Source organism: Campylobacter sp. P0085, assembly GCF_002139495.1.
Lineage (GTDB): Bacteria > Campylobacterota > Campylobacteria > Campylobacterales > Campylobacteraceae > Campylobacter > Campylobacter devanensis.
The window spans coordinates 315,996-329,622 of the sequence record NZ_MJKB01000002.1 but is presented as its reverse complement, the minus strand read 5'-3'; the positions used below and the strand labels follow the sequence as shown (position 1 = coordinate 329,622).

The following is a 13,627-nucleotide window of genomic DNA, read 5'->3' as shown; positions in this document are numbered from 1 at the left end:
ATACTTATGGTGGTGCTCAAGCTATGGTTGATGTAGCTGAAGCAGCTAGAAAAACTCTAGATAAATTAAGAGCTGACCTAGGTTCAGTACAAAATCAATTAATAGCTACGCTAAATAACATTACAGTTACTCAAGTAAATGTAAAATCAGCTGAATCTCAAATAAGAGATGTAGACTTTGCTAGTGAGAGTGCAAACTTCTCTAAATATAACATTCTAGCCCAAAGCGGAAGCTATGCTATGAGTCAGGCAAATGCTGTACAGCAAAATGTCTTAAAACTACTACAATAAGTTAGTTTTAGTACTACGCCTAAACACAAGGCGTAGTAATCTTTTATATAAATTTAATTAATCACACTACTAGGGATATTTAAATCCTATCAGCTTTGTGCTATCTCATCAATCTTACAGACCATTCTAATTCACCTATGCTCGATACATATCCAGTATCAATACACTGCCATAGATACTCCATCTCTACCTAGAAGCCTTGGAGAGTGTAGAAGAATTTTTTACTATTGTATTCATTTTTGATAAATCTTACTATCTCTTCGCATAGTAGTTTGCTATATTTACATTTTTGCATCTAGATATCTCCCTTTTTCTATGTGATTAAACTCGGGTAAAACTTGCATAAATTCCGCCATTATCGCATCTTTATCAAATTTTCCATCTGCTATCATTGATTTTATATTTGCCTCAAATATATTTAGACCTGCCCCATTTATCACCGGCTCATTCTCTATCACGCCAATACTAGCAAACCGCTCCATATCTAACTGCTCATTATCTGTGTAGAACTCCTCATAATCTTTCTCGCCAGTTGTATCGCTACTACCAAATAGGCACGCCCATTGTCCATTTTGCGCTAGTTGAGCAGCCTTTGCTCTAGCCTCATCTTCATTTTTACATATATATGGCTCATAGCCTTTAGAATGTAGATAACGCACCGCTATATCACTGAATTTTATCAAATTTAGCTTCTCATCTAGCTTTGGAAAGAAAATCTCTCTATTTTCTCCAAATATCGCACTTAATAAACATAATTCGCCAGATTCCTTAGGTGTTATAAAATATCTACGAACATCATTTGGTGCTACAATTGGCTGGAGCTTTTTGATTCGTTGTTCAAATCCGTGTAATAAGCTTCCATCGCTAAAAGCGACATTTGCAAATCTAGCCATACTTACTGGTGTTAAATTTGATCTGTAAAATGCAAACATCTCCATAATTCGTTTACTAGCCCCCATCATATTAGCAGGATTGGCTGCTTTATCGCTACTAACAGTGAAATATCTTTTTGAGCGTTTCATCAATTCATCACTATTGAATATATTTGTTTGAATTAGTCGCATTAATGTATATGGATCCTTTTCACTTCGTACGTGTTTGAGTGCACTTAAATTTAGCACATAATCATACTCTTTAGAATCCATAAAATCAGCAAATATCTGCGATCCAGCATCTATAGCATAGGTAGCAAACTCACCTTGTATATAGCCATAACTACTTCTAATATCACGCACTAACTCTACTAAGTTATTTTCACTAATATCAACTACATCAAGACGCATTGGCTCTCTAGCAAATATCTCTTTTACTACCGCTGAGCCGATACTACCAGCGCCACCAACTACTAAAAATTTAGAACTAGAAATACGCTCATTTAATTCATCTTTAAGTCTAGCCATATCACTATCAAATAGCGACTCACTCCTACCTATAAGATTTAAAACATCAATCATTTTATACTCTTTTTTTGATTATATTTTACCAACTTATAGCTGAATTTAGTAAATTTAATACTCTTTTACCTCTGGTTTCCCAGAGGTAAAAAGGACTTGTAAAGTTTAATGAGTTTTAAAAGTGCGAGTTGATTAAATCACTCTACGAACGACCGCACACCGTGAGTAGAGTTAAGAGGCTTTTATCATTGCATAGCAATGAAATGTATATTACTAAAACTAACTTATTGTAGTAGTTTTAAGACATTTTGCTGTACAGCATTTGCCTGACTCATAGCGTAGCTTCCACTTTGGGCTAGAATGTTATATTTAGAGAAGTTTGCACTCTCACTAGCAAAGTCTACATCACGAATTTGGCTTTCAGCTGATTTTACATTTACTTGAGTAACTGTGATGTTATTTAGCGTAGCTATTAATTGGTTTTGTACTGAACCTAGGTCAGCTCTGATTCTATCTAGACTTTTTCTAGCTGATTCAGCTACATCAACCATAGCCTGAGCACCACCATAAGTATTTACACCGCCATTTTGGTCTGTCAACTGACCAGCATTAGAGGCTCCGCCATCAAAATACCCCATTGCTTTAGCAATAGCTGCACTAATTGTTCCTGAGTTCATATATTTTAAATTTACGCTAGCAGCATTATATGTAGCCGAAGCAGATACTGCCTCACTAATAGGAGCTGCAGACATACCGCTAATAGCAGATAGACCGCCTTGCAAGCCAATTTTAATATCTCTAGCATCTTGGCGGATAAATGTTATTTGGCCCAATAATAACGCACCACCAGATGTAGAATAAAGAGCGCTTGTACCAGCAGTATATCCGCCCATAAAGCTTGCACCAGATAAAATATTTAATCTAATAGCCCTACCATCTTTACTAGCTAAAACTAGTTTTCCATTTTGCAAACTAGCCTCTACTCCGGTTTCATCTTTTTTAGCGTTGATTGCTCCAATTAAAACATTATCGCTATCATTTGTTTTTGTAGTGATATTTCCAATAGTTATACCATTAATAATTAAGCCTTTAATAGAACCAGCTGATATGGTATTGCTAAAGATTTGAGTATTATTAACTTTTGCTCTTACGCCAGTTTTATCACTTACACCATTCATCATCTCAGCTATTGCTTTATAGCCTTCAGTTCTAAAAATCTTATAATCAAGTTTTTCAAATTCATAGCCATTAGGATATCCATCAATTCCGCTTAGTTTTACACTAGCACTCACATTGGAAATTGTACTAAATGATGAATATCTTGCATTATTTGTAGTCTCAAACCTAGTATGCCCAATTGTGTTTGAGTTTGTAGCACCTATGCTTACTTTAGCTGTTTCATTACTATAAGCACCTATTTGAAAGTTTTTATTAGAGAAGTTACCATTTAATAGCTGTTGGCCATTAAAGCTTGTAGTAGTAGCTATCATATCTAGCTCTTCAAGAAGTCTGCTAATATCATTTTGAAGTGCTCTTCTAGAATCAGCATTTTGACCATCTTGAGCTGCTTGGATAGCTTTGGTTTTAATAGTATCAAGTATTTTAATCTGTTCATCCATAGCTTTATCTGCAGTTTGGATGATACCTACAGCATCATTAGCGTTAGCAACGGCTTGACCTAGGGAGTTAGCTTGAGAGCGAAGACTATCAGCTATCGCCATACCAGAAGCATCATCAGCTGCTGTTTGAATTCTAAGGCCTGAGCTAAGGCGACCAAGAGAGCCAGTAAGTGCTCTATCATTTACTACAGAGTTAGCATGCGCATTTAAGGCTGCTACGTTTGTATTTATTCTAAAACCCATTATAAATCCTTTTATAGAAATATTATTAAGTTATAAAAGCCCTAAGCAAATGGTGTTCCAAAGTTTTGGTAGAAGTTTATAATAAACGATATTTTATAAGTTGTAATAAATTTTAATAGATTATTAGAATTTAAATCAATCTTGATGTTATTTAAAATATTACTAGCTAGTAGGTTAGCTAGTAATGATTGGTTAAAAGTTTAAGCTAAAATATTTAGCCTTGTTTAAATATTTTTCTAAAAATTGCTTTAATTTTAGCTGTCATTGTGTTAAAAGGGCATTGACTACCACCTAAAACTAGGTCGTTATTCATCTTATTCTCCTGTGTATATATAATCACTCATAACTGGTGTTAAGCCGGCATTTTTGATGGCGATTTTCATTTGATTAACATCTCTATTATCACTTATTTCAAATTGCCCATCACCCTTGCTTTCATCATCTTTGCCGCCGTGTTCGCCGATAGCTACGCTTACTCCGGCTGAGACTTTAGTAACGCCAAGAGCTATGGCATGATCCCTAAAATACGCACTCTCACGGCTACTAAGCGTTATATTGGCGTATGGTAAAAACAGCCTATAAGCAGCGATCACTTGCAATAAGGCGCGTTCGGTTACATCTCGTGGGTTTATCTTGTTATTATTGATAATTGGTCTTAGGCGTGGGACGGAGATGGAAATTTCTGCGTGAGGGTATTTGGCTTGGATTAAGGATGCGTGAAGAGCGGTTGCCATAGCATCTTTGCGCCAGTCATCGATCCCAAGAAGTGCCGCAAATGCCACGCCACGCATACCGCCTATTAATGCTCTTTCTTGAGCGTTAAATCTATATGGAAAGACTCTTTTGTTGCCGTATAGATGAATTTTGCCATATTTTATAGGGTTATAAGTCTCTTGAAAAACGGTTACAAAATCCACGCCGTTATCGTGTAAAATAGCGTATTCATCGCTATTTAATGGATAAATTTCAACACCAACTATATCAAAATATTTTTTAGCTAATCTACAAGCGTTTGCGATATAATTTAGCGGTGTTTTGGTTTGGGATTCGCCTGTTAGGATGAGTATCTCTTTTAATCCGGTTTTAGCGATATTTTCTAGTTCTTTGATGATATCATTTTCGTCTAATTGCGCTCTTTTGATATCATTACCCACTTTAAATCCGCAATAAACGCAGTTATTATCGCAGTGATTTGCTATGTATTGCGGGGTAAAAAGATAGATATTTTTACCGAAATATCGCTCTTTGGTGGCTTTGGCTTTGGCTACCATCTCTTCAAGGAAATTAGCAGCTACTGGGCTTAAAAGGGCTTGTAGGTCTGTTAAATTTAGATTATCTTTATCTAAGGCTTTTTGGACATCAAAGGCACTGAATTTATCAAAATCCACATTTTGGCGTTCATTTAAAACCCTTAGCATTATATCGCTTTTGATCTGCTCTTGCGATGGTAGATAATCCATTGGATCTGTTTTTTGTATGAATTTCATCTATTGTCCTAAAAATCCAGTTAGTGGCGAGCTAGCTTGAGCGGTATTTATAACTCTACCAAATTTAGCTAGATAGGCGTCTCTACCGGCTATAACGGCGTTTTTAAAGGCTCTTGCCATGGCTTTTATATCACCAGCTGTGGCAATAGCGGTATTTACCATCACAGCAGCGCAACCCATCTCCATAGCCTCACATGCTTGGCTAGGGCGACCGATACCGGCGTCTACGATGATTGGTAGGTCTATTTCATCTATTAAAATTTGGATTATATCTTTATTGCTTAGGCCTTTATTTGATCCGATTGGTGCGGCTAAGGGCATGATGGCTGCTGCGCCGGCGTTTGCCATATCTCTAGCAGCGACTAGATCTGGCATCATATAAGCAAGTGGGATAAAGCCATCACTAGCTAAAAGCTCAACGGCTTTTAATGTTTGATAGTTATCAGGTAGTAGGAATTTGCTATCTCTAATTACTTCTATTTTTATCATATCGCCACAGCCAAGCTCTCTACCTAAACGGGCGATTCTAAGGGCTTCACTAGCGTCTCTAGCGCCACTTGTGTTTGGTAGTAGGGCGATATTTTGGGGGATAAATTTGGTTATGCTTATATCGCTATCTTTATTTACTCTGCGGATTGCTAGGGTGATGATTTGAGCGTTTGCTTCTTCTATACAAGCGGTGATTAGCTCGGGGTCAAATTTGCCACTTCCCATAATAAATCTAGAATCAAATAGTCTTCCGCCTAAATTTAGTTTATCCATTATCTTTTACTCGCTTTATTAAAATATCTAAAATTTGATTTGCTTGTTTCATAGCACAGATACCGACTCTTGGAGCCATAAGGCCATTTCCTATGCTAGCAGCACTTTTTAAATCTCCGCAGATATAGAGGTTTTTGGCCATTTGGATTGTTTTGATATCATCGCTTCTACCATATCCTGCCATACCGCTTGCGGCGACTATAATTTTGTTTTTGAGATTGTTTATAAGCATAGCTTTGGCTTTGGGATTATCAAAGCATTCGGCCACTATATCGTAGTTTTGAAATACTAAATTTATATTGTTTTCATCTAGTTTTATGGTCTCTATCTCTACGCTTACAAATGGATTAATTTTGGCGATTATATCTGCTAGGGCTTGGGTTTTGTATTTGCCAAGGTCATCTATGAAGTATTGTTGGCGATTTAAATTTGATGGATCTACGGTATCGAAATCGACTAATTTTAAAGAGCTTACCCCAACTCTAGCTAAGGCTATAGCCACGCTACTACCAAGGCCGCCAAGCCCAGCTATACCGACTTTAGCACTATCAAGAGCGATATTTACTTCAGGGCTATTTCTAGCTCTCATCATCTCTTTTAAGCACTCTTTTGGCGGAAGCTCGCCTTTGTTTATAAAAACTACGCTATCACCATCGCTTAGCTCTAAATCATCATTAGTAGCAAAGCCTTTATATATGGTAATCACACTATCATCAAAGCCAAGCTCAGCTCGCAACTGGCAAAGTGTGTTGGAATTTACATTTTTTGTGATTGAATTTACTATTATCTGTTTCATAGGTGTGATTATAGCCAAAAAAGACAAAATAGCTATTAAATGCCTATTAAAATTTATAAAATTTAAACTAATGATTATAAAAATTTGGCTAGAATTCTCGCCTTATTATTGATTTAAGGCTAAAATATGTTTGATTCTATATTTAGAGAGTATGATATAAGAGGAATTTACCAAAAAGATTTAAATGAGCAAAGCGTCAAAGCAATAGGAATATGCCTTGGCAATGTGATGAAAAGCCGTGGAGTAAAGAGTGTAAGCGTAGGATATGATGCTAGGGTTTCGGCTAGGGATTTATTTGGGTATTTAGTGAGCGGATTTAATGCGGCTGGGCTTGAGATTTATGATATTGGGATGTTGCCTACGCCGGTTGGGTATTTTAGCGTTTTTACGGATAAATTTGATGCTAATGTGATGATAACTGGTAGCCATAATCCAAAGGAGTATAATGGATTTAAGATTACGATTAAAAAAGATAGCTATTTTGGTGATGATTTACAAGCTTTAAAAGATGCCGTTAATAAATTTATAGCTAGTGGTGGAGTGGTTGAAGATAATTTTAGTGCTATTAAATTTGATATTTTAAGCTCATATGTGGATTTTTATGCTAAGGAATTTTCGCATCTCAAAGGGCTAAAGACAAAGATTATTTGCGATGCGGGAAATGGTGTAGCGGGTATAACTCTAATGCCTATAGCTAAGGCGCTTGGGCTGGAGTTTAATGTGCTATACCCAGAGCCTGATGGAGAGTTTCCAAATCACCATCCAGATCCTAGCGAAGAGAAGAATATAAAAGAGCTAAAAGAGGCTTTGAAAAATGGCTATGATATTGGGTTTGGATTTGATGGAGATGCTGATAGGATAGCGGTTTTAACACCAAAACGCACGATAAAAGGGGATGATTTAGCCTATTTGTATGCTAAAAATATGAAAAATCCTAGAGTTTTAGGCGAGGTCAAATGTAGTCAAAATATGTATGATGAGATAGATAAAATCGGTAAAAGCTTCATGGGTAAAACCGGTCATAGCAATATCAAAAAAGCTATGAAAGAGTTAAATATCGATATGGCGGCTGAAGTGAGTGGGCATATATTTTTCAAAGAGAGATTTTTTGGTTTTGATGATGGGGTATATGCGATGATAAGGGTGCTTGAGCTAATAGCAAATGGGTTTGATTTGGATGGGGAGTTAGATAAATTACCTAAGCTATATTCAACCGATGAGATGAAGATAAAAGCCGATGATGAGAGTAAATTTAAGATTATAGAGGCTTTAAAAATTGAGTTAAATAGAGCTAATAATGGGCTACCAAAGATAGTTGATATTATCGATATTGATGGGGTGAGAATTAAATTTGAAAATGGCTGGGGACTAGTAAGAGCGTCTAATACAACTCCTGTGATAGTAACTAGATTTGAAGCAAATTCAGAGCAAAATATGCTAGAAATTCAAAATGGCGTTATAGCTTTGGTAGATAAAATTATGGCTAATATCAATGCGTAGGGCTTTGTGTATTATAAGTGGCGGTATGGATAGCGCAGTAGCAGCTAGTATCGCTAAGAGTGAGGGCTATGAGATTGTGGGGTTACATTTTGATTACCATCAAAGAACAATGCTAAAAGAGCGTGAGTGCTTTGATAAAATTTGCGATGATTTAGGGGTTATTGATAGAATCGTGATTAATGCTGATTTTATAGCTAGTGTTGGTGGTAATTCTCTCACTGATAAAAGCATTGAAATTCCAAAAAACTCACTAAATGATAAGGAGCTACCAAATACCTATGTTGCCTTTAGAAATGGGATTTTTATCTCTATTGGTGCGAGTGTGGCTCAGGTGCGAAATTGCGAGGCTATATATATGGGGTTAGTAGAGGCTGATAGTAGTGGCTATCCAGATTGTCGGCTTGAATTTTTAAAAGCGATGAATAGAGCGGTGAATTTGGGTACTGGATGTGAGTTTGTCTTTAAAGCACCTTTAATTGGATTATCAAAATCGCAAATAGTCTCTAAGGCCTATGAGCTTGGTGTGAATCTAGCTAATACTTGGAGTTGCTATGAGAGCGGGGACGCTGCTTGTGGGGAGTGCGATAGCTGTCTATTAAGACTAAAAGGGTTTAGAGATAGTGGCAAAATCGACCCTATAGAGTATAAAAAAATTAAATTTAAGGATTAAGATATGTATCGTTTTGCGCCATCGCCAACAGGTGATATGCATATTGGGAATTTGAGAGTTGCTATATTAAATTATATATCTTCACTTCAAGATAAAAGTGGCTTTATACTTCGTATAGAAGATACTGATAAAGAGAGAAATATAGAGGGCAAAGATAAAGAGATAATGGAGATTTTAAAGAAATTTGGGATTAAATGGGATACCCTTTATTATCAAAGCCAAAATCTTAAATTTCATCAAGAGTTTGGGGCTAAGCTTTTAATAGATAAGAAGGCTTTTTTGTGTTTTTGTGATGATGAGACACTAGAAAAAAAGAGAGAAGAAGCCGCTAGAAATGGCGTAGCATATAGATATGATGGGAGTTGTGAAAACTTAAGCGATGAAGAGATTTTAAACAATCCACGCCCAGCGGCTTTGAGGCTAAAAGCACCTAAAACAACACAAAAATTTACAGACAAAATCAAAGGTGAGATAGTGTTTGAGCCTGAAAATATCGATAGCTTTGTGTTATTAAGAGCTGATAAAACTCCTACTTATAACTTCGCTTGTGCGATTGATGATATGCTTGAGGGTGTAACTATGATAATTAGGGGAGAAGATCATGTAAGCAATACTCCAAAGCAAAATTTGATTAGAGAAGCCCTAGGATATACTCAAGAGATAAGCTACGCTCACTTGCCTATAATCCTAAATATGGATGGTAAAAAGATGAGCAAAAGGGATAATAGCTCTTCTGTTAGCTATCTTTTGGATAAGGGTTATATGCCTGAGGCGATAGCAAATTATCTGATATTAATAGGCAATAAAACGCCGTGTGAAATCTTTACTATTCAAGAGGCTGCTAGTTGGTTTGATATAAGCAATATTTCACGCTCGCCAGCTAAATTTAGCGAAGAAAAGCTCGCTCAAATCAATAGAGAGCATATCAAACTCGCTAGTGATGATAGGCTAGTTGAGCTTGGGTTTAGCTCACCAGATTTAGCTAGATTCTATACTCAAGAAAGTAGCTTAATTCCTGAAATAATAGCCAAAATTGACGCTATTAACTCAGCCAAAATCATCCCGCCACAATGGCAAAAAGAAGCAGATGAGATAAGAAAAGTTATCTTAAATATGCAAATTCCACATAGCTTTGATGAGCTTAAAATTGTGATATCTGATGAGACAAATTTAAAAGGTAAATCGCTATTTATGCCACTTAGATTGCTTTTAACGGGTGCTGAGCATGGCCCAGAGCTTAAAGATCTATATCCATTGATAAGATCTGATATTAAGGAGATTGTAGCCAAATGACGATTTTATCCCATTTTATAATATCAGTGGTTGATATTTTAGAAATAGTAATAAGAGCTTATACATTTATAATCATAGCTGCAGCGCTTGTGAGCTGGGTAAGACCAGATCCATTTAATCCTATTGTCCAGTTGCTTTATCGCCTTAGCGCCCCAGCGTATAATCTCATAAGAAAGCTTAGAATTCCAACAGTTTTTGGTGGCATTGATATAGCGCCTATTATAATACTTCTTGCTTTGGAGTTTATAAGTAGATTTGTATTAGGATATATCCGTGCGTTGGCTTATCAAATTTAGTCTATTTTTAACTTTTTTGGTTATACCGCTTTGGGCTAGTGTGCCAAGCTATGAGAATTTAAAAACAGCACCAAAAGGACTAGTCAAGGATTATTATATATATAGATTTGCTAATGAAAAAAAAGCTAGCAAGGCTCAACTAAAGAAATTACAAGGGCAGATTTTTCGCTATCAAGGTAGCATTAAAGCGCTTTTTGATAAAAAAATTGGCTCTATAAAAGAGAAAGTAGCTGATTGTTCTAAATATAATTTTAACAATATTCATACTGCTAATTGGACATGTCAAAATATGGTTATAAGCGCTAGATTTATAAACTCTTTAATGCCTAGCCAAAGGGCAGATTTAGTAACACGCTTAAAAACTAGTGGTTCTAAATTTGTAAATTATATTCAAGGATTTAATACAACAGACCCACTAGCTTATTATATAGCAGTTGGTGATCCGGTTGGATATTTTAGACACTACGCAGCCGCTAAAAATAAAGAAGAGTTTTTAAATACCTACATTCCAAGTGTAAAATTAATCACAAATAGCCTAAATCATTGGCAATTCAAATCAATTGTTCAAGACTCCGTAATTAATAAAAAAAATGCCAAATTTCGTAGTAGTTTATTAGGAGTTAGTGCTGAGCTACTCAATAGCGATATGGCATTTATATTTGGGTTAAATGCGATTTTATTGCATAATGAGAGTAGGGCAGTGGAGTTTTTTAAAGTAGCTGCTACAAAATCCAAATTTGCTAGCAATAAAGATAATGCTAATTTTTGGATATATCTAATTACTAAAGATGAGAATATTTTAGAACAGATTGCTAAAAGTGCTGATATCAATATCTATAGCCTTTACGCTAGGGAATTTACTAGTGGTGAAAAGATTAAAATAGCAGTACCAAGGCCAGCTACAAAAGAGTTATTAAAATATGATTATACCGACCCATTTACATGGCAACGCACAAGAGAGAAAGTAGCTAAAATGCCAAGCTCTGAGCTAATCTCATATGCTTCTAGATTTTATACTCAAAGCACCCTTGGAGAGTATAGTTATATAATGGAAAGAGCGCATAATCATAAAATTCACTTCTATCCGATGCCATTTATGGAATACATTGGTACAAAAGATATCAGGCGGCAAGCACTGATTTTAGCCCTTGCTAGACAAGAGAGTAGATTTGTACCTAGTGCGATATCTACTTCATACGCTCTTGGGATGATGCAATTTATGCCGTTTTTGGCTAAAGATATAGCTGCTAAACTTGAAATGAATAAATTTGATATTGATGATATGTTTAAGCCAGAAATTGCCTATAAATTTGCAAATTTCCACTTAGATTATTTAGAAAATTATCTATATAATCCGCTATTTATAGCATACGCTTATAATGGTGGAATCGGCTTTACTAAGCGAATGCTACTGCGTGGGGATCTATTTAATCGTAAAAGCGAGTATAGCAGATATGAGCCATTTTTGTCTATGGATTTAGTACCGTATGCTGAGAGTAGGATTTATGGTAAAAAGGTTTTAGCTAATTATATAATATATCTTGCTGCTCTTGGTAAAAGTACTAAAATATCGCACTTTTTTGACAATGTTTTAATCCCTGAGTTAAGCGATGGATTTAGGCCAAAGGTAAGCTTTTAGGCTTGCCTTTGTTTAAATTTGTAAATTTATCTAGTATGCCAGTAGAGTGAGCGGGCGACTTTTTGGAAATTTAGCGTAGCTGTAGTGTTGTTATCTAGAGTGATATTTACGCTTAGGATATTTGATTGTTGAGTTGGAATAGTGGCTTTATAATAATTACTCCAAGGTATGGTCATCGAAACTAAAGTAGAGAGTTTATCATCTTTTTCTAGTTTAGTTAGTGTAGCATCAAGTGAATTTATAGTTACAGATTTTGGAGTTAAATTTTGTGGATAGATTGATACTATAAAGGTATCAAAATCTTGCATATCAGTAGTAAATTCTCCTTGATATATTGGATTTAGGTAGGTAGCAACTAGTAATATTTCAGCAGAGTTGTGTTTTTGCGTATAGGCTAATAATTCGTTTTTAAGATTAGCATCTGAGTGAAGTGAGCTTTTTCCCCAGCAACCAGCCAACATTAATGAAATGATAAGAAAGGTGAGATTTTTTAACATTTTTTTCCTTTTTTGCTAAATTATACCATTTATATGTTTAATCTTTAAATTGTATTGTATTTATTTAATTAAAATATATTTTGAATTTATCTAATAATTTACTTTTAAAAATCAATAGTAATTTAAGTTGAATTTAGATATATTTAATATTTTATGTTTTAAAAATATAATAAATGGAGAAAAATATGGAAAATTTATATGATGTGGTAGTTATTGGTGGCGGTCCTTTTGGTATCGCTTCAGTAGTTGAGGCTAAAAAAGCAGGATTTAAAAATGTTCTTCTTTTAGAAAAAGGCGATAATCACTCTCAAACAATTCGCAAATTCTACAAAGATGGTAAGCGTGTAGATAAGGTTTATAAAGGTTTAGAGAGCGAGACAAGAGGCTGCGTAGAGTTCTTTGATGGAACAAAAGAAAGCACATTAAATTATTTTGATAAGCTACTTGATGATGGCGATATTGAAGCAGTTTTTAATGCTGAGGTTGAAAGTGTAAAAAAAGATGGCGATCTGCTAATTGTAACTACAGCAAAAGGCGTATTTAAAGCTAAAAATGTAATGGTAGGAATCGGTAGAATGGGTAAACCAAATAAGCCAGAATATAAAATTCCACCTTCATTAATCCAAGTTGTAAATTATAATTTAAATAATTGTAATTGCGGTGAAAAAATCATTGTAGTAGGTGGCGGAAACTCAGCAGCTGAATATGCTGTAGATTTAAGCGGTTGCAATGATGTAACGCTAAATTATAGAAGATCTACATTTACTAGATTAAATGATATAAATCTAGCTGCTGTAGAAGATAGCGCAAGAGATGGCAAGCTAACTTTAAAATTAGGTGTAGATATTACAGGTATAGAAAATGATAATGGTAAAGTATCAGTAAGCTATAGCGATGGAAGTGTAGTTATATATGATAGAATTATATATGCAATTGGCGGTTCAACTCCGGTTGATTTTTTACAAAAATGTGGCATAGAGCTTGATAGCGATACTAAGCCAATCGTAGATGAAAACTTACAAACTAATGTAAAAGGCCTATATGTAGGTGGTGATATCGCTAGTAAAAATGGAGCCAGCATTGTATCAGCACTAAATGATGCACATAAAATTATTAATTATATAATAAATAAGGCGTAATA

13 protein-coding genes are annotated in these 13,627 nt (G+C 35.2%); 7 read left to right on the top strand and 6 right to left on the bottom strand.

Features of this window, described 5'->3' with window-relative positions:
• Positions 1-290, top strand: a 290-nt coding sequence (locus CIGNP85_RS03560) for a flagellin (protein WP_272888182.1), incomplete at its 5' end; no start/stop codon positions are given.
• A gap of 281 nt (positions 291-571) precedes the next feature.
• On the opposite strand, the gene CIGNP85_RS03555 is transcribed toward CIGNP85_RS03560, so the two are convergent.
• The 5 genes from CIGNP85_RS03555 to thiF all read right to left on the bottom strand — a co-directional run bounded on the left by CIGNP85_RS03555 (position 572) and on the right by thiF (position 6,591).
• Complete coding sequence (locus CIGNP85_RS03555; RefSeq protein ID WP_086269663.1) at positions 572-1,744, bottom strand: UDP-N-acetylglucosamine 4,6-dehydratase; 1,173 nt, start codon at positions 1,742-1,744, stop codon at positions 572-574.
• A gap of 224 nt (positions 1,745-1,968) precedes the next feature.
• The gene (locus CIGNP85_RS03550; protein WP_086287017.1) at positions 1,969-3,546 is read right to left on the bottom strand and encodes a flagellin B; all 1,578 of its coding nucleotides are present in this window, start codon (positions 3,544-3,546) and stop codon (positions 1,969-1,971) included.
• A 314-nt stretch (positions 3,547-3,860) separates the two neighbouring features.
• A complete protein-coding gene (gene thiH / locus CIGNP85_RS03545) occupies positions 3,861-5,033 on the bottom strand; it encodes a 2-iminoacetate synthase ThiH (RefSeq protein WP_086227188.1) in 1,173 nt (390 codons plus the stop codon).
• Complete coding sequence (locus CIGNP85_RS03540; RefSeq protein WP_086287015.1) at positions 5,034-5,795, bottom strand: thiazole synthase; 762 nt, start codon at positions 5,793-5,795, stop codon at positions 5,034-5,036.
• Complete coding sequence (gene thiF, locus CIGNP85_RS03535; RefSeq protein WP_086232965.1) at positions 5,788-6,591, bottom strand: sulfur carrier protein ThiS adenylyltransferase ThiF; 804 nt, start codon at positions 6,589-6,591, stop codon at positions 5,788-5,790. Before thiF ends, CIGNP85_RS03540 begins: the two co-directional genes overlap by 8 nt.
• Before the next feature lie 126 nt (positions 6,592-6,717).
• On the opposite strand from thiF, the gene CIGNP85_RS03530 reads away from it, so the two are divergent.
• From CIGNP85_RS03530 to CIGNP85_RS03510, 5 genes are read left to right on the top strand one after another with little or no spacing between them, the layout of a single operon-like run.
• Positions 6,718-8,091: a phosphomannomutase/phosphoglucomutase gene (locus tag CIGNP85_RS03530; RefSeq protein WP_086287012.1), complete on the top strand. Its 1,374-nt coding sequence runs from the start codon at positions 6,718-6,720 to the stop codon at positions 8,089-8,091.
• Positions 8,084-8,761: a 7-cyano-7-deazaguanine synthase QueC gene (gene queC / locus CIGNP85_RS03525; protein WP_086241187.1), complete on the top strand. Its 678-nt coding sequence runs from the start codon at positions 8,084-8,086 to the stop codon at positions 8,759-8,761. The genes CIGNP85_RS03530 and queC overlap by 8 nt, the downstream gene beginning before the upstream one ends.
• 3 nt (positions 8,762-8,764) lie before the next feature.
• Entirely contained in the window at positions 8,765-10,054 is a 1,290-nt protein-coding gene (gene gltX, locus CIGNP85_RS03520) for a glutamate--tRNA ligase (RefSeq protein ID WP_086235221.1), read from the top strand.
• Positions 10,051-10,350, top strand: coding sequence for a YggT family protein (locus tag CIGNP85_RS03515; protein ID WP_086224214.1), 300 nt, complete (start codon positions 10,051-10,053; stop codon positions 10,348-10,350). The genes gltX and CIGNP85_RS03515 overlap by 4 nt, the downstream gene beginning before the upstream one ends.
• A complete protein-coding gene (locus tag CIGNP85_RS03510; RefSeq protein ID WP_086287010.1) occupies positions 10,328-11,989 on the top strand; it encodes a lytic transglycosylase domain-containing protein in 1,662 nt (553 codons plus the stop codon). Before CIGNP85_RS03515 ends, CIGNP85_RS03510 begins: the two co-directional genes overlap by 23 nt.
• A 26-nt stretch (positions 11,990-12,015) precedes the next feature.
• On the opposite strand, the gene CIGNP85_RS03505 is transcribed toward CIGNP85_RS03510, so the two are convergent.
• On the bottom strand, positions 12,016-12,486 hold the full coding sequence (locus CIGNP85_RS03505) for a hypothetical protein (RefSeq protein ID WP_086245644.1): 471 nt from the start codon (positions 12,484-12,486) through the stop codon (positions 12,016-12,018).
• A gap of 185 nt (positions 12,487-12,671) precedes the next feature.
• Between CIGNP85_RS03505 and CIGNP85_RS03500 the strand changes: the two genes are divergently transcribed.
• Entirely contained in the window at positions 12,672-13,625 is a 954-nt protein-coding gene (locus CIGNP85_RS03500; RefSeq protein WP_086224218.1) for an NAD(P)-binding domain-containing protein, read from the top strand.
• Positions 13,626-13,627: the final 2 nt, after the last annotated feature.

What these genes read in the sequence shown, in the direction of transcription:
- CIGNP85_RS03555 (WP_086269663.1), bottom strand. Translation starts at nt 1,744, where the DNA reads ATGATTGATGTTTTAAATCTTATAGGTAGGAGTGAGTCGCTATTTGAT.
- CIGNP85_RS03550 (WP_086287017.1), bottom strand. Translation starts at nt 3,546, where the DNA reads ATGGGTTTTAGAATAAATACAAACGTAGCAGCCTTAAATGCGCATGCT.
- thiH (WP_086227188.1), bottom strand. Translation starts at nt 5,033, where the DNA reads ATGAAATTCATACAAAAAACAGATCCAATGGATTATCTACCATCGCAA.
- CIGNP85_RS03540 (WP_086287015.1), bottom strand. Translation starts at nt 5,795, where the DNA reads ATGGATAAACTAAATTTAGGCGGAAGACTATTTGATTCTAGATTTATT.
- thiF (WP_086232965.1), bottom strand. Translation starts at nt 6,591, where the DNA reads ATGAAACAGATAATAGTAAATTCAATCACAAAAAATGTAAATTCCAAC.
- CIGNP85_RS03530 (WP_086287012.1), top strand. Translation starts at nt 6,718, where the DNA reads ATGTTTGATTCTATATTTAGAGAGTATGATATAAGAGGAATTTACCAA.
- queC (WP_086241187.1), top strand. Translation starts at nt 8,084, where the DNA reads ATGCGTAGGGCTTTGTGTATTATAAGTGGCGGTATGGATAGCGCAGTA.
- gltX (WP_086235221.1), top strand. Translation starts at nt 8,765, where the DNA reads ATGTATCGTTTTGCGCCATCGCCAACAGGTGATATGCATATTGGGAAT.
- CIGNP85_RS03515 (WP_086224214.1), top strand. Translation starts at nt 10,051, where the DNA reads ATGACGATTTTATCCCATTTTATAATATCAGTGGTTGATATTTTAGAA.
- CIGNP85_RS03505 (WP_086245644.1), bottom strand. Translation starts at nt 12,486, where the DNA reads ATGTTAAAAAATCTCACCTTTCTTATCATTTCATTAATGTTGGCTGGT.
- CIGNP85_RS03500 (WP_086224218.1), top strand. Translation starts at nt 12,672, where the DNA reads ATGGAAAATTTATATGATGTGGTAGTTATTGGTGGCGGTCCTTTTGGT.